Source organism: Rathayibacter sp. PhB152, assembly GCF_003751395.1.
GTDB classification, from domain to species: Bacteria; Actinomycetota; Actinomycetes; order Actinomycetales; family Microbacteriaceae; genus Rathayibacter; species Rathayibacter festucae.
The window spans coordinates 585,455-611,496 of the sequence record NZ_RJUT01000001.1; the positions used below are offsets into that span (position 1 = coordinate 585,455).

A 26,042-nucleotide genomic window follows, 5' to 3' on the forward strand; every position below is an offset into this window, starting at 1 on the left:
GTGCCGCACACCACCGACACCGCCGAGCGGTTCTCGCGCGAGACGCGCCTGTTCGAGGTCCTCCGCGACCCGCGCGGGCACGAGATCGTCGAGCGCCGCCTCCCCGGGCTGGTGCACTCCTCGATCCTGCACACCCTGCACGGCTACCCGATCGGGCTCGTCGTCGACACCGAGGAGTCGCTCGACGCGGCCGAGCGCGAGGCGCTGCTCGCCGAGGTCGCCGCGATCCCGACGGAGGAGCCGGCGCCGGTCCGCGAGCAGGAGCGGTACGTCGAGCCCTCCGGCGACTACGAGACCGCGGACGTCCCGCTGGCGTCGGCCGTCGTCTCCGCGCCGGCCACCGCCTCCGTCTTCGGGCGCTTCGAGATCGAGCTGCGCGGGCCCGCGCACGGCAACCCGTTCATCGACGTCGCGCTCTCGGCGATCGTCGACGGGCCCGACGGCTCGGTGCGCGTGCCCGGCTTCTACGACGGGGACGGCGTGTACCGGCTGCGCTGGATGCCCGAGGCCGCCGGCGAGTACGCCTGGACAACCTCGAGCAGCGCCCGCTCGCTCGACGGCGTCACCGGCTCCGTCTCGGTGACCGCGGCGGTGGCGGGGCAGCACGGCCCGGTGCGGGTGGCCGACACCTTCCACTTCGCGCACGCCGACGGCACCCGCCACCGCCCGCTGGGCACCACCTCCTACGCCTGGACGCACCAGGGCGACGCGCTGGAGGAGCGCACGCTCGCCGCGCTTGCAACTGCCCCTTTCACGAAGATGCGGATGTGCGTCTTCCCGAAGTCGTACCTCTTCAACGAGAACGAGCCGGAGCTCTACCCGTTCGAGGGCTCGCCCGAGGCGGGGTTCGACTGGCAGCGCTTCGATCCGGAGTTCTGGGCGCACCTCGAGCGGCGGATCGAGCAGCTCGGCGAGCTCGGCATCGAGGCGGACCTCATCCTCTTCCACGCCTACGACCGCTGGGGCTTCTCGACGATGGACGCCGTCGCCGACGACCGCTACGTGCGCTACGCCGTGGCGCGGCTCGCCTCGTTCGCGAACGTCTGGTGGTCGCTCGCGAACGAGTACGACCTGCTGTTCGAGAAGACCGAGGAGGACTGGGAGCGCTTCGCCGGGATCGTGGGGGAGGACGACCCGTCGCGGCACCTGCTCTCGATCCACAACTGCCGCGAGTTCTACGACCACTCCCGCCCGTGGATCACGCACGCCAGCATCCAGCGGCAGGACGTCTACAAGACGGCCGAGATGACGACCGAGTGGCGGCGCTGGGGCAAGCCGGTCGTGATCGACGAGTGCGCCTACGAGGGCGACATCGACCAGGGCTGGGGCAACATCACCGGCGAGGAGCTGGTGCGGCGCTTCTGGGAGGGCGCGCTGCGCGGTGGCTACGTCGGCCACGGCGAGACCTACGTGCACCCGGACGACGTGCTCTGGTGGTCGAAGGGCGGCGAGCTGCGCGGGACGAGCCCGACGCGGATCGCGTTCCTGGAGTCGGTCCTGGCCGAGGGGCCCGCTCGCGGCCTCGAGCCGATCCCGCTCGACTGGGACGTGCCGCGCGCCGGCGTCGAGGGCGAGTACTACCTCTACTACTTCGGCTTCGACCGGCCGACCTACCGCCGCTTCCTGCTCGAGCCCGACGTCTCGTACACGGTCGACGTCCTCGACACCTGGGCGATGACGATCGAGCGCCTGCCCGGCACCTACTCGGGCCGCTTCCGCATCGACCTGCCGGGCCGCGAGTACATCGCGGTGCGCCTGCAGCGCGCGGACTGACGCCGGGGCGCGTCCTGCTGATCGAGCAGCCCGCGGAGCGGACCGCCGCATGCTGATCGAGCAGCCCGCGGAGCGGACCGCCGCATGCTGATCGAGCAGCCCGCGGAGCGGACCGCCGCATGCTGATCGAGTAGCCCGCGGAGCGGGCGTCTCGAGATCCACCCTGCTCACGACGGTGGGTCTCGATACGCCCCTCCGGGGCGACTCGACCAGCAGAGCGGGCGGGCGTCGCCTCACTTGCGGCCGGCCCACTCCATGCTGATCGAGTAGCGGCCCCGGGCCGCGTATCGAGACCCCGCCAGGAGACCTTCACTGGGCCCTGTGCTTAGTCGAGGCCCCAGGATGCGTCCGTTCGCAGCCGCCGCGCGCACCGACTGGACTCGGGACGGGGTCTGCTCGTCGTCGCGACCCCGATGCGCGTCGGATCGTTCATCGCGTATCGAGTCGTGAACTGCGGCCGGATGTCGACTCCAATTGAGCGGACCTTCGCGGCTGTTTCTGCCACTGTGCGATCGAGCTCGAACGCTGCACGGAGAGGCACCGCCGGATCAGTCAGCGTGATGTTCGCCACATCGCGCAGCAGGCACAGTGCCGCACGCGCGTCACCGTCGCCCCTGTCCTTCCGGAAGCCCCAGGCCGGCTGCTGCACGAGTGGACGCCCCGGCTTCGGACAAGGTCACGCCGGCAGGTGCGGATATCCGGTCGACGTGCGCGGTCGTTGTGCCAGTGCTCTGATGAGGCGGACGAGCCCGATACTCCCGCTCACGGGAATCGCGAAGAACAGGAGGCTGATTCCTACCGCGGTGGCCCAGTGAGTGGTGGTCGAGTCTGGACCCTGGGTGGCGAAGCCCGCCCCCAGGAACATGAGCCCGATGTAGGTGATCGCGAGTACTGCGAGGGTGCCGGGTCGTCGCAGGCGCTCCGCGGGGGTTCGCCAGCTCGCCGGTGGCTCGAGGGAGCGGCGCAGGAGTCTGATCACCAGGGTCCCGAGCAGCCCGAAGAACCCCGCACTTCCCAAGAGCACGCCGACCGTCACGAGTGAGTAGGAGAGACGGGGGTCGGAGGACGCGAGCGAGCCCCAGATGGTGGGGACGAATCCGATGACGCCGCAGCTGAGAGCTGCCCAGATGCCGAAGCCGCCACGAAGAACGGGTTCTCGGCGTCGCTGGCCGCGCAAGGGCGGCAGTGCGATGTGCCCCTCCTCCTGATCGTCCATCGGACGAGGAAGGGGCGGGGGCGCGGGGATGCCGACCGACGGGCTGCCGTAGGGAGCCGCGGTAGGCGGCGGGTAGTCGGGCTTCGCCTCGGTCGTCGACCCCGCATCCGCCGGAGCAGGAGTGCTCGGGACGGATGGAGCGACTGCCGCCAACGGAAGCGGCCTCGTGATCGCCGGTGAAGGGGACTGCAGTACCGCCGGAGCGCTGCCGAGTCCGATCAGTTCTTTGACGGGGATGTCCCGGAGCGGCGCCTCGACGCGAACCTCGGGTCGACCTGTCACCGTCACGGAAGCGGCGACGTCCGCACTTCGCTTCAGAAGACCTGGGGAGAACGTGACCGATGGGCGCCCGGTTAGGCTCCAGTTGTCCGACCGGCTCCCGCTGCCGGCCCAGTCGAGTCCCTGCGCCTCGCGGCCGAGGTGCACCTCGATCGGACGTCCCGCGTCGAAGGAGTCGGAGGGGATGTCCGCCTTTCCTTGATTGCGCAGTGTCAGGTCGAGACGCCATCTGTCGTTCTCAAGAGGGTGGAGCTGAACAGCGATCAGCAGGAGCCGCTTGGGGTTGTTGCGCATATAGCCGATGTAGATCGGCACGATCGAAGCGATCGTCGCGAGAAGGCTCAGGACGGCGACGACGATCTCGATCTCCATTCCGGAAGTAAAGCACTCGCCGTATTCGCATGCATGCTGCCGGGCGGCTGAGGGTCGATACTCGTGGACCCCTGTTTATCGAGGGCTCGAATCAATTCGACTAGGCTCGACGGCATGACCGAGAACACAGGCACGACCGAGATCCCCGGGGAGTTGCGCGTCGGCGTCGTCGGCCTCGGCTTCGCCGGCACCACCCACCTCGACGCCTTCCAGGCCCTCCCCGGTGCGCGCGTCGTCGCGCTCGCCGGCCAGGAGGAGGGGCGCCTGCGCGAGCTCGGCGCCACCCGCGGCGTCCCCGACCTCTACGCCGACTGGGAGGAGCTCGTCGCCCGCGACGACCTCGACGTCGTCTCGATCGGCGTGCCCAACCACCTGCACCACCCGATCGCCGTCGCCGCGCTCGCCTCCGGCAAGCACGTCTTCTGCGAGAAGCCGCTGGCCACCACCGCCGAGCTCGCCGCCGAGATGGTCGACGCCGCCCGCGCGAACGACCGCGTCCTCGAGATCGCCTACAACCACCGCCGCCGCGCCGACGTCGCCTACCTGCGCACCTACCTCGACGACGCCCCGCTCGGCGAGATCTACCACGCCCGCGCGAGCTGGCAGCGGCGCACCGGCATCCCGGGCATCGGCTCCTGGTTCACCAGCAAGGAGCTCGCCGGCGGCGGTCCGCTGATCGACCTCGGCTCGCACGTCCTCGACATCGCGCTGCACCTGCTCGGCGAGCCGCGGGTGACCAGCGTCTCCGCCGTCGCCTACGGCGAGATCGGCCGCTCCGGCCGCGGCGGGCGCCCGCACGGCGTCGCCGCCACCGGCACGCACGCCTTCGAGGTCGAGGACTTCTCCAGTGCGCTGCTCCGCCTCGACAACGGCCGCAGCCTGCAGCTCGACGCCTCCTGGGCCAGCTACTCCAAGGTGCACGAGGACATCGAGGTCGAGCTGCTCGGCTCGGCCGGCGGCGCCCGCCTGCACGTCGCCGACTACGCGACGGAGGGGACGCTCACGTTCTACTCCGAGGTCGCCGGCGCCCCCACGGTCTCCCGCCCCGACGTGCCGGTGCCCGCCGGTCACCACCGCTCGGTGATCGCGGAGTTCCTCGCCGCGATCGCCTCGGGTGCCGACGCGCCCGCCGGCGGACCCCGCTACGCCGGCCACTACGGCGACTACGCGCTGCACCGCAGCCGGGTGGTCGACGCGATCTACCGCTCCGCCGCCGAGAAGAAGGAGGTGGCGGTCGCATGAGCGCTCCCCTCGAGGTCCTGGTCTGGAACGAGTTCCGCCACGAGACGCGCGGCGACGAGACCGTGATGCGGCACTACCCCGACGGCATCCACCGGGTGATCGCCGACGGCCTGACGGAGTCGCTCGGCGATGCCGTCTCGGTGCGCACGGCGACCCTCCCCGAGCCCGAGCACGGCCTGACCGAGGAGGCGCTCGCGAAGACCGACGTGCTGCTCTGGTGGGCGCACATCGCGCACCCGGAGGTGTCGGACGAGGTCGTGCAGCGGGTGCTGCGGCACGTGCAGGAGGGCATGGGCATCCTGATCCTGCACTCCGGGCACTACTCGAAGATCTTCCAGGCGCTGATGGGCACGACCTGCTCGCTGAAGTGGCGGAACGACCACGACCGCGAGCTGGTCTGGACGATCGCGCCGACGCATCCGATCGCGGAGGGCGTGCCGAGCCCGATCGTCATCCCCGAGCAGGAGATGTACGGCGAGTACTTCGACATCCCGGTGCCCGAGGAGACGGTCTTCCTCTCGACCTTCTCGGGCGGCGAGGTCTTCCGCTCCGGAGTGACCTACACCCGGGGCCTGGGCAAGGTGTTCTACTTCTCGCCCGGCGACCAGGACTACCCCGTCTACCACCACCCCGACATCAAGCGGGTGCTCGCCAACGCCGTCCAGTGGGCGCGCCCCAAGCGCGAGCGCACCCCGCTGACGGCCGACCACCATCCCCGGGGCTGGTTCGAGTCCTGACCCCTTCCGCGAGATGCCACTTGTGCACGCCTTTCACGGCGTGTCGCGTGCACAAGTGGCATCTCGCGAAGGTGCGGCAGCCGTCCTGCTGATCGAGCAACCCCTTCATGCTGATCGAGTAGCCCTCGCAGAGGGCGTATCGAGATCCACCACCGCCGACACGTCGGGTCTCGATACGCCCCTCCGGGGCCACTCGACCAGCAAGAAAGGCGCGGCTCCGCCACCAGCAAGGAAGGCGCGGCTCCGCCACCGGCAAGAAGGGCGCGGCTACTCGGCCGGCGTGCTCACCTCGCGCGGCGGGCGTGCCAGGCGCGGAGGGCGGCGACGCCGAGCGCGGCGACCACCAGGGCCGTCCCGGGCGTGCGGAGCGACACAGCAGGGAGCATCAGCGCGCTGGTGAAGACGGCCTGCGCGTAGTCGAGCATCTCGAGCGGATAGCGGGCCAGCACCCGCGAGCCGGCGGCGGCGGAGACGGCGGTGACCAGCACCGGCCCGACCCAGAGCACGGCGAGGCTCACGATCCACGCGATCACCCGGCCGGCGGAGAGCACCCCGCACCAGGCGAGGGCGAGACCGGCCAGGATCCCCGGCAGCCACTGCACCGCGTTCAGCAGCGAGAGTCCGGCGGCCGAGCCGTCGCGGCTGAGCGGCGCCACCACTCCGGTCAGTCAGCCGCCGGCGGCCACCGCAGCGAACGCGATCGCGACGGCCGCCCCCGCCCGCGGCGCCCGGGCGATCACGAGCAGGAGCAGCGCGCCGACCGCGATCGCGGCGACGGTGCCGCCGACGATCGCCGCGAGGTAGAGGTCGGAGTCGCGGTCCTCCCGCAGCCCGGCGGACACGGTCAGCGCCGACTGCACCAGCGCGACGACCTGCACGCCGACCGCTCCGAGCGCCGCGCCGAGCGGGCCGATGCCGCGGCGCCGGCCGACCCGGGCCGCGAGTCCCGCGAGGGCCGACCCGACCACGATCACCGAGACGATCAGCGTCAGGAAGTACTGGCTGAACGGCAGGAGCGCGAGCGGCATCTCCTCCGGGAGCACGTCGGTCGCCCAGAGGTTCTGCAGCGGCAGCCGCAGCCCGGTGAGCAGCCAGGGCAGAAGCCCGAGCACGCCGGCTGCGACGCCGGCCCCGAGACTCGGGAGCAGGCGCGGGCGAGGGTGGGCGGGCGCTGCGGAGGAGGTCACCCGACCATCCTCGCGCGAGTGCTGTCCCGCGGGGGCCCGCTCGTGCGACTGTGAGGAGTCCCCGCTCCTCCCCGCACCCGCGCCCCACACGAGAGGAGGGCCGCCGTGGCCCTCGACCAGACCGTCCGCTCCTCCGCGGCCGAGCTCGACCGTCTCGACCCGCTCGCCGGCTACCGCTCCCGCTTCGTCGGCTCGGACGACCCGGCGCTGCCCGCCTACGTCGACGGCAACTCGCTCGGCCGCCCGCTGAAGGTCCTGACCGAGCGCTACGCCGCGTTCGTCGAGCAGGAGTGGGGGACCCGCCTCATCCGCGGCTGGGACGACAGCTGGTTCCAGCTCCCGCTGACGCTCGGCGACCGCCTCGGCCGCTCCGTGCTGGGTGCCGCTCCCGGCCAGATCGTCGTCGGCGACTCGACCACCGTCTCGCTCTACAAGCTGATCCGCACCGCGCTGACCGCCCGACCCGGCCGCTCCGAGATCGTCATCGACCGCGGCAACTTCCCGACCGACCGCTTCGTGGTCGAGGGGATCGCCGCCGAGACCGGCGCGAGCATCCGCTGGATCGAGACCGAGTCGGGCTCCGGGGTGACCCCGGACGACGTCCGCGCGGTCGTCGGCGCCGACACGGCCGTCGTCGTGCTGAGCCAGGTCGCCTACCGCTCCGGCTACGCCGCCGACGTCCCGGCGATCACCGACATCGTGCACGAGCACGGCGCGCTGGTGCTCTGGGACGTCTGCCACTCCGTCGGCGTGCTGCCGATCGAGCTCGACGCCTGGGGTGTGGATCTCGCGACGGGCTGCACCTACAAGTACCTCAACGGCGGCCCGGGCGCCCCCGCCTTCCTCTACGTGCGCCGCGAGCTGATCGCCGGCGCTCGGCAGCCGATCCAGGGCTGGATGGGCGTCAAGGACTCGTTCCGGATGGGCGAGGACTACGACCCCGCCGACGGGATCCGCCGCTTCCTCAGCGGGACGCCGCCGATCGTCGGGATGCTCGCGATGCAGGCGATGCTCGACCTGATCGAGGAGGCGGGCCTGCCCACGATCCACGCCAAGTCGATCGCGCTGACCGCCTTCGCCGTCGAGCTGTTCGACGAGCACCTCGCCCCGCTCGGCGTCGAGCTGTCGACCACCCGCGAGCCCGCGCGCCGCGGCGGCCACATCACCGTCGACCACCCGGAGTTCGCCGCGATGGTGCCGGTGCTCTGGGAGCGCGGGATCATCCCGGACTTCCGCACGCCCAGCGGCATCCGGCTCGGCCTCTCGCCGCTCTCCACGTCCTTCGCGGAGGTCGAGACCGTGGTCCTGGCGGTGCGCGACCTGCTCCTCGAGGGGGCGCGCGAGTCCCGAGAGGTCCACGGCGGAGCGTGAGCGGGGTCCTCGACCTCGTGGCGCGCGAGGCCGACCAGGTGCTCCGCTACGGCGAGGCGCCGGAGCAGATCGCGGAGCTCTACCGCGGCTCGGGGCGGGGTCTCGTGCTGTTCGTGCACGGCGGCTTCTGGCGGGCGCGCTGGGACCGGAGCCACGCGCGTCCGCTGGCCGCCGCGCTCGCCGATGCCGGCTGGTCGGTGCTGCTGCTCGAGTACCGGCGCGTCGGCGACGCGGGCGGCGGATGGCCGGGCACCTTCGACGACGTCCCCGCGGCCGTCGCGGCGCTCCCGCCTCTGGTCCCCGTCGTGGAGCGGCCGCGCACGGTCCTGGTCGGCCACTCGGCCGGCGGGCATCTGGCGCTGTGGTCGCAGGCCGCGCATCCGTCGCCGCACGTCGACGCCGTCGTCTCGCTGGCAGGAGTGACCGACCTGCGTGCCGCCGCGGACGAACGACTGGGCGACGGCGCCGTGGCGGAGCTGCTCGGCCCGGACGGCCCGCTCGACGACCTCGACCCGGCGCGGCTCCCCGCCCCGCCGATGCCGACCGTGCTCCTGCACGGCGACCTCGACGACGAGGTCCCGATCGCGTACAGCCGCCGCTACTGCGTCGCGCACCCGTCCGCGCGCCTCGTCGAGCTCCCGGACGCCGACCACTACGCCCCGATCGACCCGCGCACCCCGGCGTTCGCGACCCTCCTGGCCGTCCTCTCGTCCGCGCGCGTGCACACGTAAGGCTGAATCCCCCGAATCGATCTGTTCTCCCGCCGATCGGGCTTCCCGGCCTTCGTTGTGCACCCGACCGCGGGTCGAGGCTCGGCCGTCGAGTCGACCTCATGCTGGTCGAGTAGCCCCGCAGGGGCGTATCGAGACCCGCCCAGCTTCAGCAGGGCGGCCTGCAGACTCGTCCTGCTGGGCGGGTGGATCTCGATACGCCCGCTTCGCGGGCTACTCGATCAGCATGAAGACCGCGAAGGTGGATGGCGCGGCCGCTGCGCGTCGTCATGCTGGTCGAGTAGCCGCGCAGGGGCGTATCGAAACCCGCCGTCCTCATCGGGGTGGTCTGCAGACTCGTCCTGCTGGCGGTGGTGGATCTCGATACGCCCGCTCCGCGGGCTGCTCGATCAGCAGGGGCGGCTCCGCGCTGAGGCGGTGAGCGATCCGCGAGGCGGCGGGTTCCGCCGCTACAGGGCGGGCGGGTAGAGGAAGAGGGGGACCTGCGCCGTGGGGAAGGTGCGGGTGACGTAGCTGTGGCGGCCGCCGTAGTTGTACTCCTCGAGGAGGACGGTGCCGTCTGTGTTGACCTGCTGCACGTAGGAGACGTGGTTGTAGGTCCACCAGGCGACGCAGCCGACGATCGGGACGGCGCTGGTCGCCCAGCCCATCGCGGCCCAGTTGTCCGGCCACTCCCAGGCGCTGCCGCCCATCGGGGTGATGTTGCCCCAGGTGTACTTCCACGGCGCGGCGGTCGCGCCGGCGTCGCGGTTGAGGCGCCAGGCCACGAAGTCGACGCACTCGCGGTAGTAGTAGCCGAGCGGGGAGAGCCCGCCGCCGTTGTCGTCGATGGTCTCGTAGGGCCACGGGTAGTCGTCGCCGACGGCGCGGGTCTGCACGGTGCTGAAGCCGCCGCCGTTCGCGTTCTGCAGCACGGCCGCCTGGCGGCTGGCCTCGTCGAGCTGCGCCTGCGTCGGCGCGGCGAACGCGTCGCGGACGGCGGTCTGCCCGGCCGCCTCCGACGAGACGGTGAGGTTCTGCAGGCCGGCGCGGTTCGCGGCGGTGCCGGCCGCGGTGGCCGCGGTGCTGCGGGCGCCGTACGCGGGGAGCGCGGCGGTGGCGAAGAGGCCGCCGACGATCGAGAACGTGGCGAAGCCGAGGGTGCGCCGGCTGAGCCCGCCGGAGCGAGCGGGCTGCGGGACGGCGGGAGTGCGCGGGGCGACCGGAGTGCGCGGGGCGACCGTGGCACGAGGAGTCGCGACGGGCACGGAAGCGACGGGCGCAGTAGCGGCGGGCGCGGAAGCGGCTGGCTCCCCAGCGACGGCCGCGGCAGCGACCGGCACAGCGGCACCGGCCGCCCGTGCCGCGGCGGCGGCCTCAGCGGCGCGGACCTCGCGGCGGGTGCGGTGCACCGGCGTGGAGGGAGAGGTGTCGTGACACTCCTGCGGATCGGGAATGCCAGTGGTCGACACGCGTGCGCTCTCCTCGGGTGGGCGGACTGGGGTGGTGCAGGGGGGGGCCTGCGGGGTGGTGCGGGGCGCCGGCAGGGCCCGGCGACTCGTCACTCTAGCCCGCCACCGCGCGGTAACGGAATGATCACGACGGAACTCGTCGCGCAGCGTCTCCTCCCGCTCCGGCCCCGGTGGGAGGATGGAACGACCAGGGAAGGAGCCGTCCATGACCGAATCCACTCCCTCCGGACCCGTGCTCGTCGGCGTCGTCGACGGGCAGCGTCCCGAGGTCGTCCGCACCGCCGCGCAGCTCGCCTCCGGGCTCGGCGCGCCGCTGCTGCTGCTCACCGTGGTCGCCGATCCGTACCTCGTCGGCGAGTACGTCGACCCGATGACCGGCGGCATCCCGGTCGGCCTCGTGCCCCGCTCCGGCGGTACCGGCGCCGGCCCCACCGAGCCGCCCGGACTCCGCGAGGAGATCGGCGCGGCCCTCGCCGGAACGGACGTCGACTGGACGCTGCGCACCGTCCAGGGCGAGCCGGCGCTGGTCCTCACCGACGTCGCCGAGGAGGTCGACGCCCGGATGATCGTGGTCGGCACCCGCGATGCCGGAGTGCTCGCGAGCATCGCCGAGTTCCTCAGCGGCAGCGTCGCGGTGCACCTCGCGCACCGCCAGCGGCGCCCCGTGCTCGTCGTGCCCCGCGCCGACGAGGGCACCCGCCGCCGCGTCCCGTGGGACACGGGGGAGTGACGCCGCCGCAGGCTCCGTCGCAGGATTCCGGGCCGCACGCTGAGGGACCGCGCTCGCCCTGCCGCCGCTCGGCACCGTCCCGGTGGCGACGATCACGGTCGACCTCGTCGGCGCCCTCCTGCTCGGGCTGCTGCTCGCCTGCCTAGGCCGCCGCGGATGCTGCTCGAGCGGCGCTGGGTCGCCGGCCTCGGGATGTGGGCGGCGGCGCTCGCCGCGGCGGCCGGCGGACCGGCTCTGACGGCGGCTCTGCTCGCGCGCTGAGACCGAATGTCTCGTCGACCGGCCCGAGAGGTGCTCCGACGACGGAGCCGAGCCCCCCTTTTGCGGGGTTCAACCGCCCCTGAGCACGATCTTCGCCGATCGCGTGTCCGGCACCGGGTCAAGATATGCGGTGTGACATTCGGGGGAGGTCTGAGGGAGCTGCGGCTCGCCGTCGTCGACGACCAGCCGCTCTACCGCCAGATGCTCGCCTCGCTGCTGCGCGCGGTGCCGGGCGTCCGGAGCGTCGTCGAGGCCTCCTCCGCCGCGGAGGCGCGCGAGCGGCTGCGGCCCGCCGAGCTCGACGTCGCGATCATCGACATCGAGCTGGGCGACGGCGACGGCATCGAGCTCGGCCGCGAGCTGCGCGCCGGCGACCCCGAGCTCGCCGTCGTGCTGCTCTCGGCGGTCGACTCCATGCACCGCTTCCTCCGCCTCGGCCGCGACGAGGTGCGCGGCTGGAGCTACCTCTCGAAGAGCTCGTCGCTCTCGTCGCCCGCGCTGATGACCGCGATCCGGGCGACCCTCGACGGCCGGACCGTGCTCGACCCCGCCCTGGTCGCCGCGCGCACCGCCCGCCGGAGCTCGCCCGTCGACGCGCTCAGCCGCCGGCAGTACGAGGTGCTCGGCGCCCTCGCCTCGGGCCTCACCAACGCCGCGATCGCGGAGCGGCTCGGCATCGCGGTGCGCTCGGTCGACAACCACGTGAACGCCCTCTACGGAGCGCTGAGCCTGCGCTCCGACGGCTCGCGCAACCCCCGCGTGGAGGCGACCCTGCTGTTCCTGGAGCACACCCGGTGACCCTCCCCGACGACTCCCGGCCGCGCCGCGCGGACGACGCCGAGGACAACCGGATCCTGCGCGGGACCGTCGCGATCCTCGGCGGGGTGCTGGCCGTCCTCGCGGCGCTGCAGGCGGTCTTCGCGCTGGGCATGCTGTCGCAGACCGTCCGGGGAGTCGAGAGCGGGCCGGTCGTCGACGTCGTCGTGCGCGTGGTCGTCAACACCGCGTCGATCGGCCTCGCGGTCGTGCTCGTCGCGCTGCTGCGTCCCGAGCGCCGCGCGCGCACCGGGCGGCTGCTGGTCTCGGCGGGGATCGCGGCGGCCGTCGCCGTCGTCCGGGTCGCGCTGCAGCTCATCGTCGGGGTCTACCTGCCGACCGCGCTCGACGCCCTCGTGGTCGAGCTCGTGGTGGGCGCGGTGGTCGTCGGCCTGATCGTCTCGTTCGGGTTCCTGCTCGTCGATGCGACCCGGCGGGTGCGCGAGAAGGAGCGGGAGCGCGCCCGCGTGCTCCTGCAGGCCGTCGACGCGGTGCAGGCGCTCCAGCAGGAGGAGCTGCGCGTGCGCCGCGAGGTCGCGCAGGGCCTGCACGGCCGGCTGCAGAACACGCTCGTGGTGCTGGCCGCGGAGCTGCGCGGGCTGGCCGCGACTCCTCCGTCCGCCGCGACCGCCGAGCGCCTGAGCGGGATCGCGAGCCGGCTCGACGAGCTGCGGGAGCAGGAGGTCCGGGCGGTCAGCGGGGCGCTCTACCCGGTCGACATCGAGCACGGGCTGGTCGCCGCCGCCCGCGATCTGCTCTCGCGCCTGCCGCCGGAGATCGCCGTCGACCTGGACGTCCACGACGACTACCCGGGCCTCGAGGAGCGCGGTGTCCCGATCGAGCAGCGGGTGCTGCTGGTGCGGCTGATCGAGGAGGCGCTGACCAACGCGCTCAAGCACGGCGGCGCGCGGGCCGTGCGGCTGCAGCTCGACGTGGCGCGCGGGGAGCGGGAGCACGCCGTGGTGATCGGTCTCGACGACGACGGCGGCGGGCTCGCGGCCCCGCCGGTGCTCTCCGGGCTCGAGCGCCTCTCGCGCCAGTTCGCGGTCTACGGAGGCTCGATCGAGCTGGCCCCGTCGGCCGCCCTCGGCGGCGCGCGGCTCGCCGGCCGGCTGCCGCTGCGGCTGTCCTGAGCCAGGGAGCCGTCCTGACACGACGAGGGGGAGGCGATTCCGTCCGCCTCCCCCTCGCTCCGCGCCGTCTCTCCGGCGCTCAGCCCGCCGTCAGCTCTGCGGCGGCGTGTAGTACTGGAGGTCGTTGCCCTCGGAGTCCTTGAAGGGGAGGATGCGACCCCACTCGTGGTCGCTGATCTCGCCCTCGATCGACGCGCCGCGGGCCTTCAGCCGCTCCAGCTCGTCCTCGATGCTGCCGTCGGGCTGGAACGAGATGACCGCTCCGCCGCTCTCCGCGACCGAGGCCGACTCGCGGGCGTTCAGCCCGATCATCAGTCCGCCCGCGTCGAGCTCCGACCAGTCGCTCGAGGTGCTCTTCACGTCGAGGCCGAGGGTGTCGCGGTAGAACGCGACCGCCCGCTCCATGTCCTCGACCGGCACCCATACCGTCGCCACTCCTGCTGCCGCCATGATCCGGTCTCCTTCGATCGATGTTCCCGTCCGCTCACGGTAGGGCGGGGCCCGAGGCGCCGAGGGGCGTCCTCACCGTTCGTCCAGCCGGCGGCCCGGTGACTGGCGGCCGGCGACTCGGAGATGCACAGCAACGCGGGCGGCCAAGGGGTTGCTTCCGCCGGATCGGGCGCGACTCGTCGCCGCCCTCGACGTCGCGCATGTTCTGCCGTTCCGGCTCCATGCTGGTCGAGTAGCCCCGAAGGGGCGTATCGAGACCCGCCTCCCCCCGAACGCCGGCCTCCTCCCCGCCCTGCGCCCGAACCTGACCCGCCCCCTCCGCTCGATACGCTGACGGGAGACCGCGGCCGATCGCGCCGGTGCCCGCCGCGCCGCTCGCCCGCCGCTCGAAGGGACTCCCGTGACGACGCCCGCTCCGACTCCGCCCCGATCGACCGAGCCCCGCCCGGCCCGCGCCGATCGTCTGCGCGTCGTGGCCGCCACGCCGATCAGCGAGGAGCTGATCGCGCGGGTGATGGAGTTGGAGCCGCGGATCGACTTCGTCGCGGATCAGTCGCTGCTGCCGCCGATGCGCCACCCGGGGGACCACCCCGGCGACCCCGCGTTCCAGCGGACCGCCGAGCAGCAGGCGGCGTTCGAGGAGCTGGTCGACTCGGCCGAGGTGCTCTACGGGATCCCCGACGAGACGCCGTCGGAGCTGGCCCGCACGGTCGCCGCGAACCCGGGGCTGCGCTGGGTGCAGACGATGCCCGCGGGCGGCGGCGCGCAGGTGAAGAAGGCGGGCCTGAGTGAGGAGCAGCTGGCGCGGGTCGCGTTCTCGACCTCCGCGGGCGTGCACTCCGATCCGCTGGCCGAGTTCTCCCTGTTCGGGCTACTCGCCGGCGCTAAGACGCTGCCGAAGCTGCAGGCACTGCAGGACGCCCGCGAGTGGGGCTCGCGCTGGACGATGGGACTGCTCTCGGAGCAGACGATCCTGATCGTCGGGCTGGGCACGATCGGCCGGGCGACCGCGCAGAAGCTGTCGGCGCTGGGCGCCCGGGTGATCGGCACCAGCCGGCACGCCGACTCCGTCGAGCACGTCGACGAGATCGTCCAGCCGTCGGCGATCGCCGACGTCGCGGGGCGGATCGACGGCGTCGTCGTCACCCTCCCCGGCACCGAGCAGACCGAGAAGCTCGTCGGCGCGGACTTCTTCGCCGCGCTGCGCCCCGGAGCGACGCTCGTCAGCGTCGGCCGCGGCACCGTCATCGACGAGGACGCACTGCTCGCCGCGCTCGAGGACGGCCGGGTCGGCTTCGCCGCCCTCGACGTCGTCGCGGAGGAGCCGCTCGCGCAGGACAGCCCCCTCTGGAGCCACCCGAACGTCCTGCTCAGCCCGCACACCGCCGCGCTGAACGCGGCCGAGGACCGCCTGATCGCCGAGCTCTTCGCCCGCAACGCCACCCGCTACCTCGACGGCGAAGAGCTGATCAACCGGGTCGACACCGTCGAGTTCTACTGACGCGAGGGCGCGCGCGACCCCGAGAGACCCCTCCACAGCCGCCGATCCGGCGCGAATGCCCGCTCAGAGGCCGGATCTGCGCTCGCGCGCGCCTCCGACGGCCTACCGTTGCACTATGGCGTCCACCGATACACCCGAACCCGCCCCCCAGGCCGACGGCGCGACCGCGCCCGCCGCCGACAGCACCGCCCCGGCCGCGCCGGCAGCCGAGACCGCCCCCTCGATGGTCTTCTCGGACCTGGGTCTCAGCGACCCCGTCCTCAAGGCCCTCAAGGAGGTCGGCTACGAGACGCCCTCGGCGATCCAGGCCGCGACGATCCCCTCCCTCCTGTCCGGCCGCGACGTCCTCGGCGTCGCGCAGACCGGCACCGGCAAGACCGCGGCGTTCGCGCTGCCGATCCTCTCCCGCCTCGACGTCTCGCAGAAGACGCCGCAGGCGCTCGTGCTCGCGCCGACCCGCGAGCTGGCGCTCCAGGTCTGCGAGGCGTTCGAGCGCTACGCGTCCGGCCTGCGCGGCGTGCACGTGCTCCCCGTCTACGGCGGCCAGGGCTACGGCACCCAGCTGTCCGCGCTGCGCCGCGGCGTCCACGTCGTCGTCGGCACCCCCGGCCGCATCATGGACCACCTCGAGAAGGGCACCCTCGACCTCACGCACCTGAAGTACCTGGTGCTGGACGAGGCCGACGAGATGCTCAAGATGGGCTTCGCCGAGGACGTCGAGACGATCCTCGCCGACACCCCGGTGGAGAAGCAGATCGCGCTGTTCTCGGCGACCATGCCGTCGCAGATCCGCCGCATCTCGCAGAAGTACCTGAAGGACCCGGAGGAGATCACGGTCAAGGCCAAGACCACGACCTCCGCGAACACCACCCAGCGCTACCTGATGGTGTCCTACCCGCAGAAGGTCGATGCGCTGACCCGCATCCTCGAGGTCGAGAACTTCGAGGGCATGATCGTCTTCGTCCGCACCAAGAGCGAGACCGAGACGCTCGCCGAGAAGCTGCGCGCCCGCGGCTACACGGCCGCCGCGATCAGTGGCGACGTCGCGCAGGCCCAGCGCGAGCGCACCGTCGAGCAGCTGAAGTCGGGCAAGCTCGACATCCTCGTCGCGACCGACGTCGCGGCCCGCGGTCTCGACGTCGACCGGATCAGCCACGTCGTCAACTACGACATCCCGATCGACACCGAGTCCTACGTGCACCGCATCGGCCGCACAGGCCGGGCCGGCCGCAGCGGCGCCGCGATCAGCTTCGTGACCCCGCGCGAGCGCCGCCTCCTCTCCGCCATCGAGAAGGCGACCCGCCAGCCGCTGACCGAGATGCGCCTCCCGAGCGTCGAGGACGTCAACGTCACCCGCCTCTCCCGCTTCGACGACGCCATCACCACGGCGCTGGCCGACCGCGAGCGGCTCGACCGGTTCCGCGACATCATCGGCCACTACGTCGAGCACCACGACGTCGTCGAGTCGGACGTTGCCGCCGCGCTGGCGATCGTCGCCCAGGGCGACGAGCCGCTGCTCCTCTCACCGGACGACCCGCGCTTCCGCCGCGAGGACAGCCGCGGCGACCGCCCGGAGCGCTCCGACCGGTCCTCGTACGACAACGACCGGGAGCGTCCCGAGCGCCGTCAGCGCTCGTCGAACAGCAACCTCGCGTCCTACCGGATCGAGGTGGGCCGCCGTCAGCGCGTCGAGCCCCGCCAGATCGTCGGCGCGCTCGCGAACGAGGGCGGGCTCAACCGCGGCGACTTCGGGCACATCGACATCCGCCCGGACTTCTCGATCGTGGAGCTGCCGGCCGACCTGCCCCAGGACGTGCTGGACCGCCTCGCCGGCACCCGCATCAGCGGCCAGCTGATCGAGCTCAAGCCCGACCGCCGCCCCAGCCGCGCCGGCGCCGACCGCGGCGCCCGCCCCTCGGGCCCGTCCCGCTCCTCGGAGCGTCCGGAGCGCAAGCCCCGCTACTGAGCCCTGCCCCCTCCCCTCCGCGAGATGCCACTTGTGCACGCCTTTCACGGCGTGTCGCGTACACAAGTGGCATCTCGCGGAGGTGGTTAAGGCGTCAGAGGATGTCGGCGTCGGCCAGTGCCTCGGGGCGGAGCAGCTTCCGTGCGCCGAGGATCTCGACGCCGATCAGGTGCCCGGCGGCGTCGAAGTCGAGGATGATCTCGCCGAACCCGCGCGGGTCGGCGATGTCGCACACCTGCTCGACGGACTCGCCGGCCTCGGGCTCACGCCCGACGGGCAGGTAGGCGGCGTTCGCTTGCGGGTCGTATCGGATCCTCATGACTCCCACCGTGCTGACTCCTCCCGCGAGATGCCACTTGGGTACGCGTTTCGCGGCGTGTCGTGTACGCAAGTGGCATCTCGCGGAGGGGGAGGGGACGCGCGGGTTAGCGGCGGAGGACTCGGCGGGCCAGGACGTTGCCGAGCAGCTGGACGAGCTGGACGATCACGATGATGACGAGCACGGCCGCCCAGGTGACCACGGGCTCGAACTGGCGGTAGCCGTACTGGATCGCGAAGGTGCCGAGGCCGCCGGCGCCGATGTAGCCGGCGACGGCCGACATGTCGATGATGGCGACGAAGACGAAGGTGTAGCCGAGGATCAGTGGTCCGAGCGCCTCGGGCAGCAGGACCGTGCGGACGATCCGGAAGCGGCTCGCGCCGACCGAGCGGGCGGCCTCGATCACGCCGGGCTGCACGGTCAGCAGGTTCTGCTCGACGATCCGTCCGATGCCGAAGGCCGCGGCGAGCGAGAGGGTGAAGACGATCGCGTCGGTGCCGATGCCGGAGCCGACCACCAGGCGCGCGAGCGGCTGGGCGGCGGCGATGAAGATGATGAACGGGATCGGCCGGAAGACGTTGACGATCACGTTCAGCAGGCCGAAGACGAAGCGGTTGGCGTAGAGCGCGCCGCCGCGGGTGACGGCGAGGCCCAGCCCGATCAGGAGCCCGCCGATCCCGCCGAAGAGCAGGCTGAGGGCCACGATGTAGAGGGTCTCGCCGGTCGCCTCGGCGAGCTGGGGCAGCAGGGGGATGAGCTCGTTCATCGGGGCACCTCCGTGAGGGCGACGCGGGCGCCGAGGCGGGCCAGCAGGGGGTCGATCACGGCGTCGGACGCGTCGAGGGCGACGGTGAGGTGGCCGAAGGCGCGGCCGCGGACGTCGGTGATGCCGCCGTAGACGAGCTCCAGCGGGACGCCGGCCTGCGCGATCTCGGCGAAGACCTCGCCCTGCGAGGCGGAGCCGTCGGAGAAGGACAGCGTGACGAGACGGCCGGGGTGGCGCGCGCGCAGCACCGCCGCCTCCTCCCGCGAGGGCACCGTGCGCACGACCGTGGAGACGAAGCGGCGGGTGACCGCCTCCCGCGGGGCCGAGAAGACGTCGAAGACGGGGCCGCGCTCGACGATGCGGCCCGCCTCCATCACGGCGACCTTCGTGGCGAGCTGCTGGACGACGTCCATCTCGTGCGTGATGACGACGATGGTGACGCCGAGCTCCTCGTTGATCCGGCGCAGGAGCGCGAGCACCTCGCCGGTGGTGTCCGGGTCGAGGGCGCTGGTGGCCTCGTCGGCGAGGAGGATGCGGGGCGAGGCGGCGAGGGCGCGGGCGATGCCGACCCGCTGCTTCTGGCCGCCGGAGAGCTGCTCCGGGTGGCTGCGGGCCTTGTCCGAGAGGCCGACGAAGCGGAGCATCTCGTCGACGCGGGCGCGCAGCTCGGCACGCGGCGTGCCGGCGACCTGCAGCGGATAGGCGACGTTCTGCTCGACGGTCTTGGAGCCGAAGAGGTTGAACTGCTGGAAGATCATGCCGATCCCGAGCCGCAGCCGGCGCAGCTCCCGCTCGGGCAGGCCGACGATCTCGCGGCCGTCGATCTCGATGCTGCCGCCGGTGGCGGGCTCGAGGGCGTTGATCAGGCGCGCGAGCGTGCTCTTGCCGGCTCCGGAGTAGCCGATCACGCCGTAGACGTCGCCGGCCTCGATGTCGAGGCTGACGCCGTCCACGGCGGTCAGGGCGGACGCGCCGCGCGCGAGCGGCGGGTAGACCTTGCTCACGTCGGCGAGGCGGATGAGCGGCACGGCGCTTCCTTCACTGCTGGGGTCGGACACTGCTGGGGTCGGGCATGGCCGGGTCGGGCACTGCTGGGCCGCGGGGTCGCGGCGGGGGAGGGGCGGGTCAGCCCTGGGCGGCGGCGTCGGCCTCGACGGTGGCGAGCGTCGACTGCAGCTCGGCGGCGGGGGTCGTCGCGAAGACGGCGGTGCCGCCCGACTGCTCGGAGACGCCGTCGAGCACGTCCTGCGAGGTCTGGTAGACGTCGACGAGCTTCAGGTAGGTCTCGTTCTCCGCGTCGTCCGCGCGGGCGGCGAACACGTTGACGTAGGGCACCGCGGTCGGGTCGCTCGGGTCGTCCTGCGCGAGGGCGTCGGTGGCCTCGAGGCCCGCGCCCGCGAGGTAGTCGTTGTTGACGACCGCGGCGGCGACGTCCGGGAGCGAGGTCGGCACGAGCGCCGCGTCGAGCGCGGTGACGGTGACCTTCGACGCGCCGGTGTCGATGTCGTCGAGGCCGGAGAAGGCGGTGCCGCCGTCCGTCAGCTCGATCAGGCCGGCCGACTGGAGGACGAGGAGCGCGCGGGCCTGGTTGGTCACGTCGTTCGGGACGGCGACGCTCTCGCCCTCGGGGATGTCCTCGACGCTGTCGTACTGGGTCGAGTAGAGGCCGAGCGGGTAGATCGCGGTCGCGCCGATCGGCACGAGGTCGGCGTCGGCGGAGGTGTTGTACTGCGCCAGGTAGACGAGGTGCTGGAACTGATTGAGGTCGATCTCGCCCTCGGTCAGCGCGGGGTTCAGCTGGTTGTAGTCGGTGAAGTCGACGATCTCGACGTCGATGCCGGCGTCCTCGGCGGCCTGCTCGTAGGTCGCCCAGTAGGGGTCGCCCGCGCCGACCACGCCGATGCGGACGGTGTCGTCGCTCGCGCCGGCGGCGGACGAGCAGCCGGCGAGGAGGAGGGCGGAGGCGGCGATCGCGGTGGTCGCGAGGAGAGTGCGGCGCAGGGACATGCGGTGGATCCTTCCGGGGAGAGGATCCGGGCGGCGTCCACGGGCGGTGCTGGTCCCCGCCGGCGCTGCGACCGGCCTCCGGTCGCTCGACGCCGCGACTGCGCGGATCCCGGAGACCACCGTACGCAGGGCGCCACCGGGCGCGCGAAACACGCCCGTAACACGGCGACTTCCGCGGGGGAGGGAGAGCGGGGGAGGAGGGTCAGCCCGCGAGGGCCTGGTCGCCCGACTCCGCCGCGAGGGCCTCGTGCTTCGCGAGGCGCGCGGCGATCGCGTCGCGCTCGGCCCGGAGGGAGGCGATGGTCGGCTGGTCCAGGCGCGGGTCGGCCAGGTCCGCGAACGGGCTCGAGGTGCCGGTGCGGGCCGAGACGAGCGCCGAGTAGGCCTTCGTCGCGGCGCGGAGCTCGGACGCGGCACGCGCGACCTTGCTCGGCTTCGACGACTTGTCGCCGACGAGGCCGGCGTGCTTGTCGAGGGCGGCTACCAGGGCGCGATGCGCCGCGTCAATCTTCTTGCTCATCCAGGAAGTATGGCGCAGGATCGCCTCACGAGGCGAAGCCCCCGAAGCGCCCCCGCCGACCCCCTCCGCGAGATGCCACTTGTGCGCGGATTCCACGGCGTGTCGTGCTCACAAGTGGCATCTCGCGGAGTGCGACGGGGCGCGCGTGTCACGGGATCGGGGTCAGGGTCCAGGCGCCGTCGGTGCGGATCGCGACCACGCCGGGGAGGGCGGCGTCGACGACCCGGGCGAAGGCGGTGGTGTCGCCGAAGGTCTGCCGGGTGCCGGCGGTGCCGAGGACGCGGCCGGAGAGCGAGTCCTCGCTGCTCGCCGGGCCGTAGGAGACGTCGAGGCTGTCGACGTCGTCGGAGAACGCGAGCACCGCGGATCCGCTGCCCGACTGCTCGCCGGAGACCTCGGGCAGGTCGTTCCAGCTCTGCAGCGTGAGCGTCCAGTGGCCGGCGGTCTGCACGAGGAGCGACTGGTCGACGGGGTCGGTCGCGACGGTCTCGAGGAGCCACGACGACTGCGTCCCCGCCGCGGCCTCGCCCACCGGAGTGCTGCGCCCGGGCGCCGACACGGTGACGGTCCCGGAGCAGGCCGAGCAGTCGAGCGCGACGACCACCGCGAAGTCGCCCTGCCGCTGAAAGGAGACGTCGACGGTCCCCGCGGCGGAGACGCTCGCCGAGGTGCCGTCCGCCACGCCACCGGCACCGACCGCTGCCGGCCCGGACGACGCCTCGACGCAGCCGCCCAGCAGCAGCGCGACGACCGCGACGGCCGCCGCGGAACTCCCTCGTCGGCGCATCGCCCCAGCCTGGCACTGCGTGCTGCCGGTCGGCGTCAGACCGGGCCGGTGCCGCGCTGCACGGGGGTGGACTCGGAGCGGTTGGCGGCGCTCGTCGAGACGGCGGCGAGGACGCGCTGGACCTCGAGGGCGTCGGCGAAGGTCGGGGTGGCGGGGGTGCCGGCCGCGATCGCCTCGACGAGGTCGACGACCTGGTGGCTGAAGAGGTGCTCGTAGCCGATGCCGTGGCCGGCGGGCCACCAGGCCGACATGTACGGGTGCGAGGGCTCGGTGACCTGGACGGTGCGGAAGCCCTGGGCGTCCTCGGGGTCGCGGGCGTCGTAGTACTCGAGCTCGTTCATCCGCTCGAAGTCGAAGGCGAGGCTGCCGGTCTCGCCGTTGATCTCGATCCGGTTGGCGTTCTTCCGGCCGGTGGCGACGCGGGTCGCCTCGAAGACGCCGAGGGCGCCGCCCTCGAAGGAGGCGGTGAAGGCGGCGGCGTCGTCGACCGTGACCGGGCCGCGCTCGGCGCCCTCCTCCGCGCGGCCGCCGAGGCCCGACTGCGTGGCGAGCACGGGGCGCTCGGTGGTGAAGGTGCGCAGGACCGCCGAGACGGAGGAGATCGGGGTGCCGGTCAGCCACTGCGCGCTGTCGATGATGTGCGCGCCGATGTCGCCGAGCGCGCCCGAGCCGGCCTTCGCGGCGTCGAGGCGCCAGGTCAGCGGGGCCTCGGAGTCGCTCAACCAGTCCTGCAGGTACTGGGCGCGGACGTGGCGGATCGCGCCGAGCCGGCCCTCGTCGACGAAGCGCTTGGCCAGGGCCAGCGCGGGGGTGCGGCGGTAGCTGAAGCCGCACATCGCGACGCGGCCCGAGGCGGCGGCCGCGGCGACCATCCGCTCGGCCTCCTCGACGGAGTTGGCCAGCGGCTTCTCGCAGAGGACGTGCTTGCCGGCCTCGAGGGCGGCGATCGCGATCTCGGCGTGCGTGTCGCCGGGGGTGCAGATGTCGACGAGGTCGATGTCGTCGCGGGCGATCACCGCGCGCCAGTCGGTCGAGGACTCGCTCCAGCCCAGGGTCTCGGCGCGCTCGGCGGTCCGCTGCGGGTCGGTGCCCACCAGGACGGCCAGCTCGGGGCGCAGCGGCAGCGGGAAGAAGCGGGGGGCGGTGCGCCAGGCGTGCGAGTGGGTGCGGCCCATGAAGGCGGTCCCCACCATCGCGACGCGCAGTGCTCGGTCGTTCGACATCGTCGTCCTTTCGTCGGCGGGTCGACCCTCCCATGCCCGCGCTCGGCTCCGCCAGCTCTTTCTGCTGAGCGGGAGGGCGGCGACGGAGGGCTCGGAGGCCGAAGGTCACGATCCGGTTGCGGCCCGGATGGGATTCATAGGGTCGGAGAGCGCTCTATGACGAGACTCCGTGTCCAGACGCGCCGTGCACTGCGCCGTCAGATGTCGCCTAAACCCGCGGATCCCAGGGCTGGCGCGGGTGACGGAAGCGTTTCGACGCGCTGGGCGACCGCCGCGATCTCCTTCGAAACGGCTCAGAACTTTTGGTTGACCCGCGACTTAAGTCGCTGTAGCTTCGTCCGCATGGTCAACGCAGACCCCGGCGACACCGCCGCCCAGCCTCTTTCCCGCACCCAGGACACCGCGTCAGAACTGCTTCTGCAGATGCGCGGCATCGTCAAGATCTTCCCCGGAGCACGAGCCCTCGACGGCGTCGACCTCGACGTCCGCCCGGGCGAGGTGCACTGCCTCCTCGGGCAGAACGGCGCCGGCAAGTCCACGCTGATCAAGACGCTCGCCGGGGCCCACCAGCCCACCGAGGGCGAGATCCTCGTGGACGGGAAGGTCGTCACGATCCCCTCGCCGACGGCCGCGCTCGCGCTCGGCATCGCCACGATGTACCAGGAGCTGGACGTCGTCGACGGCCTCTCCGTCGCCGAGAACATCTACCTCGGCCACGAGCTCTCCCGCGGCGGCTTCACCGCCCGCTCCAAGGCCGCGCGGATCACCCGCGAGCTGATGCAGCGCCTCGGCCACCCCGAGATCGCCCCGCACCGCGAGGTCGGCAGCCTCTCCGCCGCCGGCAAGCAGATCGTGCAGATGGCGCGGGCCCTCTCCCACGACGCGCGGGTCATCATCATGGACGAGCCCTCCGCGGTGCTCGACTCCGAGGAGGTGGAGAACCTCTTCCACGTGGTCCGCCAGCTCACCGCCGACGGCGTCGCCATCGTCTACATCTCGCACCGCCTCGAGGAGATCCGCGCCATCGGCGATCGGATCACCGTCATCAAGGACGGCGCGACGGTCGCGAAGAACCTCGCCGTCGCCGACACCCCGACCTCGAAGCTGATCACGCTGATGACCGGCCGCGCCGTGGAGTACGTCTTCCCGGACCGCACCGAGCTCCCGACCGAGGCCGAGACGCTGCTGAAGGTGGAGAATCTGGGGCTGCGCGGCTCGTTCGCCGACGTCTCGCTCGAGATCCGCGCCGGCGAGGTCGTCGGCCTCGCGGGGCTCGTCGGCTCCGGCCGCTCGGAGATCCTGGAGACCATCTACGGGGCCCGCCGCGCCAGCACCGGCACGGTCAGCGTCGCGGGCAAGCGGCTGCGGGCCGGCTCGGTCACCTCCGCGGTCGACGCCGGCATCGGCCTCTGCCCGGAGGAGCGCAAGAGCCAGGGCCTGCTCCTGGACGAGCCGGTCTACCGCAACATCACCCTCTCGACCTTCGACCGCTTCGCCAAGCGCGGCTTCCTCGACGAGCGCTCCGAGCGCGCGGCGGCGGCCGAGCAGGCGGTGGCGCTCGACCTCCGCCCGCACGGCGTCGACCGCGACGCCCGCACGCTCTCCGGCGGCAACCAGCAGAAGGCGCTCCTCGCCCGCTGGCTGGTGCGCGGCTGCCGCGTGCTGCTGCTCGACGAGCCGACCCGCGGAGTCGACGTCGGAGCGCGGGCCGAGATCTACACCCTGATCCGGGACCTCGCGACCAACGGCGCCGCCGTGCTCGTGGTCTCCAGCGAGATCGGCGAGGTCCTCGGGCTCTCGGACCGAGTGCTCGTGATCTCCGACGGCGCCGTGGTCCACGAGGGCCCCGCCGATTCGATCGACGAGCACCGCGTGCTCGATCTCGTCATGGAAGGAAGTGCAGCGTGAGCGGACAGCTCGACACCGCGTCACCGTCGATCGGCGGTCCGCAGGAGGACGCCGGACGTCACGCCTCGGCCGCGACCGGAGGGCCGAGCGGCGGGACCCCGTCGAAGGACGCCCGCTCCGGGCTCGCCGGGATGATGGGCGGCTCGCTGGGCCGCAACATCGGCCTGGTGCTCGCGCTGGTCATCCTCTGCATCGTCGGGTTCGCCACCGCGGGGGAGCGCTTCGCCAGCGTCGACAACGTGCTGACGATCCTCCGCCTGGCCGCCGTGATCGGCGTGCTCAGCATCGGCATGACCTTCGTCATCACCTCGGGCGGCATCGACCTCTCGGTCGGCTCGGTGATGGGGCTCGCGACGGTCTGGGCCAGCACCGTGTCGACGCAGTACTACGCGGCGAACACCTCCTGGCTGGTCATCGTGCTGACCGCGGTGCTGGTGGGCCTGGTCTGCGGACTGATCAACGGGGCGCTGATCGCCTACGGCCGCGTGGTCGCCTTCATGGCGACGCTGGCGATGCTCGTCGCGGCCCGCGGCTTCGCGGAGCTGATCTCGAACCGGCAGACGCAGATCGTCACCGTCGACCCGTTCCTCGACTTCTTCCGCGCCGACGTGCTCGGCATCCCGGTCCTCGTGCTGATCTTCGCGCTCGTCGCGGTGGCCGGCTGGATCCTGCTCAACCGCACCACCTTCGGCCGCCGCACCGTCGCGGTCGGCGGCAACCCGGAGGCGGCCCGCCTCGCCGGCATCAAGGTCCGCCGGCACACCATGTACGTCTACGGCCTCGCAGGCCTGACCGCGGGCATCGCCGCGGTGATGATGCTCGCCCGCACCACCGCCGGCTCCTCGACCAACGGCACGCTCTACGAGCTCGACGCCATCGCGGCGGTCGTGGTCGGCGGCACCCTGCTCGCCGGCGGCCGCGGCACGATCGTCGGCACCGTGTTCGGCGTCCTGATCTTCACGACCCTCACCAACGTCTTCACGCAGAACAACATGTCGACCTCGGCCCAGGCCGTGGCGAAGGGCGCGATCATCGTCGCCGCCGTCCTGCTGCAGCAGCGCTTCGCCGCCCGCGGCAAGTCCTGACCCGAGGGGCCGCCGGCCCCACCTCGTCCCGGGGCGCTCGCCCCGCTTCCCAGCACCAGCAGCATCCACCTCGACCACTCCGGTCACCCTCCGCAGGCACCGCTGTGCCCTGCGGCCCCTCATGGATCCATCGAAGGAGATCACTTCCATGTCCGTTCGCCACCCCTCCGGCTCCCGCCTCGGCCGCACCACCCGACTGGGCCGCACCACC

Annotated in this window: 24 protein-coding genes; 12 read left to right on the plus strand and 12 right to left on the minus strand. The window is 72.6% G+C overall.

Annotated elements, in window-relative coordinates; translation table 11 throughout:
- Positions 1–1,773, plus strand: a complete 1,773-nt coding sequence (locus EDF36_RS02570; RefSeq protein ID WP_260300488.1) for a DUF5605 domain-containing protein — start codon at positions 1–3, stop codon at positions 1,771–1,773.
- Positions 1,774–2,449: 676 nt separating this feature from the next.
- Here the strand turns inward: EDF36_RS02570 and EDF36_RS02575 are convergent.
- Complete coding sequence (locus EDF36_RS02575) at positions 2,450–3,640, minus strand: hypothetical protein (RefSeq protein ID WP_123731774.1); 1,191 nt, start codon at positions 3,638–3,640, stop codon at positions 2,450–2,452.
- Positions 3,641–3,754: 114 nt separating this feature from the next.
- Here EDF36_RS02575 and EDF36_RS02580 point away from each other — a divergent pair, with 114 nt between their 5' ends.
- On the plus strand, positions 3,755–4,882 hold the full coding sequence (locus EDF36_RS02580) for a Gfo/Idh/MocA family protein (RefSeq protein WP_123731775.1): 1,128 nt from the start codon (positions 3,755–3,757) through the stop codon (positions 4,880–4,882).
- Positions 4,879–5,619 carry a ThuA domain-containing protein gene (locus EDF36_RS02585; RefSeq protein ID WP_123705721.1) on the plus strand — a complete coding sequence of 247 codons (741 nt, stop codon included), beginning with the start codon at positions 4,879–4,881 and terminating at the stop codon, positions 5,617–5,619. The genes EDF36_RS02580 and EDF36_RS02585 overlap by 4 nt, the downstream gene beginning before the upstream one ends.
- A 284-nt stretch (positions 5,620–5,903) precedes the next feature.
- On the opposite strand, the gene EDF36_RS02590 is transcribed toward EDF36_RS02585, so the two are convergent.
- Together EDF36_RS02590 and EDF36_RS02595 are read right to left on the minus strand one after the other, a co-directional pair.
- Positions 5,904–6,278: a hypothetical protein gene (locus EDF36_RS02590; protein WP_221181591.1), complete on the minus strand. Its 375-nt coding sequence runs from the start codon at positions 6,276–6,278 to the stop codon at positions 5,904–5,906.
- A 9-nt stretch (positions 6,279–6,287) separates the two neighbouring features.
- A complete protein-coding gene (locus EDF36_RS02595; protein ID WP_123731777.1) occupies positions 6,288–6,806 on the minus strand; it encodes a hypothetical protein in 519 nt (172 codons plus the stop codon).
- Between the two features lie 105 nt (positions 6,807–6,911).
- On the opposite strand from EDF36_RS02595, the gene EDF36_RS02600 reads away from it, so the two are divergent.
- Both EDF36_RS02600 and EDF36_RS02605 read left to right on the plus strand, forming a co-directional pair.
- Positions 6,912–8,177, plus strand: a complete 1,266-nt coding sequence (locus EDF36_RS02600) for a kynureninase (RefSeq protein ID WP_123731778.1) — start codon at positions 6,912–6,914, stop codon at positions 8,175–8,177.
- Positions 8,174–8,908, plus strand: a complete 735-nt coding sequence (locus tag EDF36_RS02605) for a S9 family peptidase (protein WP_123731779.1) — start codon at positions 8,174–8,176, stop codon at positions 8,906–8,908. Before EDF36_RS02600 ends, EDF36_RS02605 begins: the two co-directional genes overlap by 4 nt.
- Before the next feature lie 449 nt (positions 8,909–9,357).
- Here EDF36_RS02605 and EDF36_RS02610 read toward each other — a convergent pair whose 3' ends face one another.
- The gene (locus tag EDF36_RS02610; protein ID WP_123731780.1) at positions 9,358–10,155 is read right to left on the minus strand and encodes a CHAP domain-containing protein; all 798 of its coding nucleotides are present in this window, start codon (positions 10,153–10,155) and stop codon (positions 9,358–9,360) included.
- A gap of 409 nt (positions 10,156–10,564) precedes the next feature.
- Between EDF36_RS02610 and EDF36_RS02615 the strand changes: the two genes are divergently transcribed.
- The 3 genes from EDF36_RS02615 (at position 10,565) to EDF36_RS02625 (ending at position 13,299) form a co-directional block, all read left to right on the plus strand.
- Positions 10,565–11,089, plus strand: a complete 525-nt coding sequence (locus EDF36_RS02615) for a universal stress protein (protein WP_159423666.1) — start codon at positions 10,565–10,567, stop codon at positions 11,087–11,089.
- A gap of 393 nt (positions 11,090–11,482) precedes the next feature.
- Positions 11,483–12,148 (plus strand): response regulator transcription factor, encoded by a 666-nt coding sequence (locus EDF36_RS02620; protein WP_243839844.1) that lies wholly within the window; start codon positions 11,483–11,485, stop codon positions 12,146–12,148.
- Positions 12,145–13,299, plus strand: coding sequence for a sensor histidine kinase (locus EDF36_RS02625; protein WP_123444607.1), 1,155 nt, complete (start codon positions 12,145–12,147; stop codon positions 13,297–13,299). Before EDF36_RS02620 ends, EDF36_RS02625 begins: the two co-directional genes overlap by 4 nt.
- 90 nt (positions 13,300–13,389) lie before the next feature.
- Here EDF36_RS02625 and EDF36_RS02630 read toward each other — a convergent pair whose 3' ends face one another.
- Positions 13,390–13,749 (minus strand): VOC family protein, encoded by a 360-nt coding sequence (locus tag EDF36_RS02630; RefSeq protein ID WP_123705714.1) that lies wholly within the window; start codon positions 13,747–13,749, stop codon positions 13,390–13,392.
- 400 nt (positions 13,750–14,149) lie between these two features.
- Here EDF36_RS02630 and EDF36_RS02635 point away from each other — a divergent pair, with 400 nt between their 5' ends.
- Together EDF36_RS02635 and EDF36_RS02640 are read left to right on the plus strand one after the other, a co-directional pair.
- Complete coding sequence (locus EDF36_RS02635; protein ID WP_260300489.1) at positions 14,150–15,250, plus strand: D-2-hydroxyacid dehydrogenase; 1,101 nt, start codon at positions 14,150–14,152, stop codon at positions 15,248–15,250.
- 115 nt (positions 15,251–15,365) lie between these two features.
- Positions 15,366–17,216: a DEAD/DEAH box helicase gene (locus tag EDF36_RS02640; RefSeq protein ID WP_123731782.1), complete on the plus strand. Its 1,851-nt coding sequence runs from the start codon at positions 15,366–15,368 to the stop codon at positions 17,214–17,216.
- 94 nt (positions 17,217–17,310) lie between these two features.
- Here the strand turns inward: EDF36_RS02640 and EDF36_RS02645 are convergent, their stop codons facing one another.
- From EDF36_RS02645 to EDF36_RS02675, 7 genes are all read right to left on the minus strand, one after another.
- A complete protein-coding gene (locus tag EDF36_RS02645) occupies positions 17,311–17,535 on the minus strand; it encodes a DUF2283 domain-containing protein (RefSeq protein ID WP_123731783.1) in 225 nt (74 codons plus the stop codon).
- Positions 17,536–17,641: 106 nt separating this feature from the next.
- Positions 17,642–18,301: a methionine ABC transporter permease gene (locus EDF36_RS02650; protein WP_123731784.1), complete on the minus strand. Its 660-nt coding sequence runs from the start codon at positions 18,299–18,301 to the stop codon at positions 17,642–17,644.
- Positions 18,298–19,329 carry a methionine ABC transporter ATP-binding protein gene (locus EDF36_RS02655; RefSeq protein WP_123731785.1) on the minus strand — a complete coding sequence of 344 codons (1,032 nt, stop codon included), beginning with the start codon at positions 19,327–19,329 and terminating at the stop codon, positions 18,298–18,300. The genes EDF36_RS02650 and EDF36_RS02655 overlap by 4 nt, the downstream gene beginning before the upstream one ends.
- A gap of 97 nt (positions 19,330–19,426) precedes the next feature.
- Positions 19,427–20,308: a MetQ/NlpA family ABC transporter substrate-binding protein gene (locus EDF36_RS02660; RefSeq protein ID WP_123731786.1), complete on the minus strand. Its 882-nt coding sequence runs from the start codon at positions 20,306–20,308 to the stop codon at positions 19,427–19,429.
- A 202-nt stretch (positions 20,309–20,510) separates the two neighbouring features.
- Positions 20,511–20,828: a hypothetical protein gene (locus tag EDF36_RS02665; protein WP_123444613.1), complete on the minus strand. Its 318-nt coding sequence runs from the start codon at positions 20,826–20,828 to the stop codon at positions 20,511–20,513.
- 148 nt (positions 20,829–20,976) lie between these two features.
- On the minus strand, positions 20,977–21,615 hold the full coding sequence (locus EDF36_RS02670) for a hypothetical protein (RefSeq protein ID WP_123731787.1): 639 nt from the start codon (positions 21,613–21,615) through the stop codon (positions 20,977–20,979).
- Between the two features lie 35 nt (positions 21,616–21,650).
- Positions 21,651–22,838: a Gfo/Idh/MocA family protein gene (locus EDF36_RS02675; protein WP_123731788.1), complete on the minus strand. Its 1,188-nt coding sequence runs from the start codon at positions 22,836–22,838 to the stop codon at positions 21,651–21,653.
- 423 nt (positions 22,839–23,261) lie between these two features.
- Between EDF36_RS02675 and EDF36_RS02680 the strand changes: the two genes are divergently transcribed.
- Both EDF36_RS02680 and EDF36_RS02685 read left to right on the plus strand, forming a co-directional pair.
- Positions 23,262–24,746 (plus strand): sugar ABC transporter ATP-binding protein, encoded by a 1,485-nt coding sequence (locus EDF36_RS02680; protein ID WP_123731789.1) that lies wholly within the window; start codon positions 23,262–23,264, stop codon positions 24,744–24,746.
- A gap of 131 nt (positions 24,747–24,877) precedes the next feature.
- On the plus strand, positions 24,878–25,831 hold the full coding sequence (locus EDF36_RS02685) for an ABC transporter permease (protein WP_123445318.1): 954 nt from the start codon (positions 24,878–24,880) through the stop codon (positions 25,829–25,831).
- Positions 25,832–26,042: the final 211 nt, after the last annotated feature.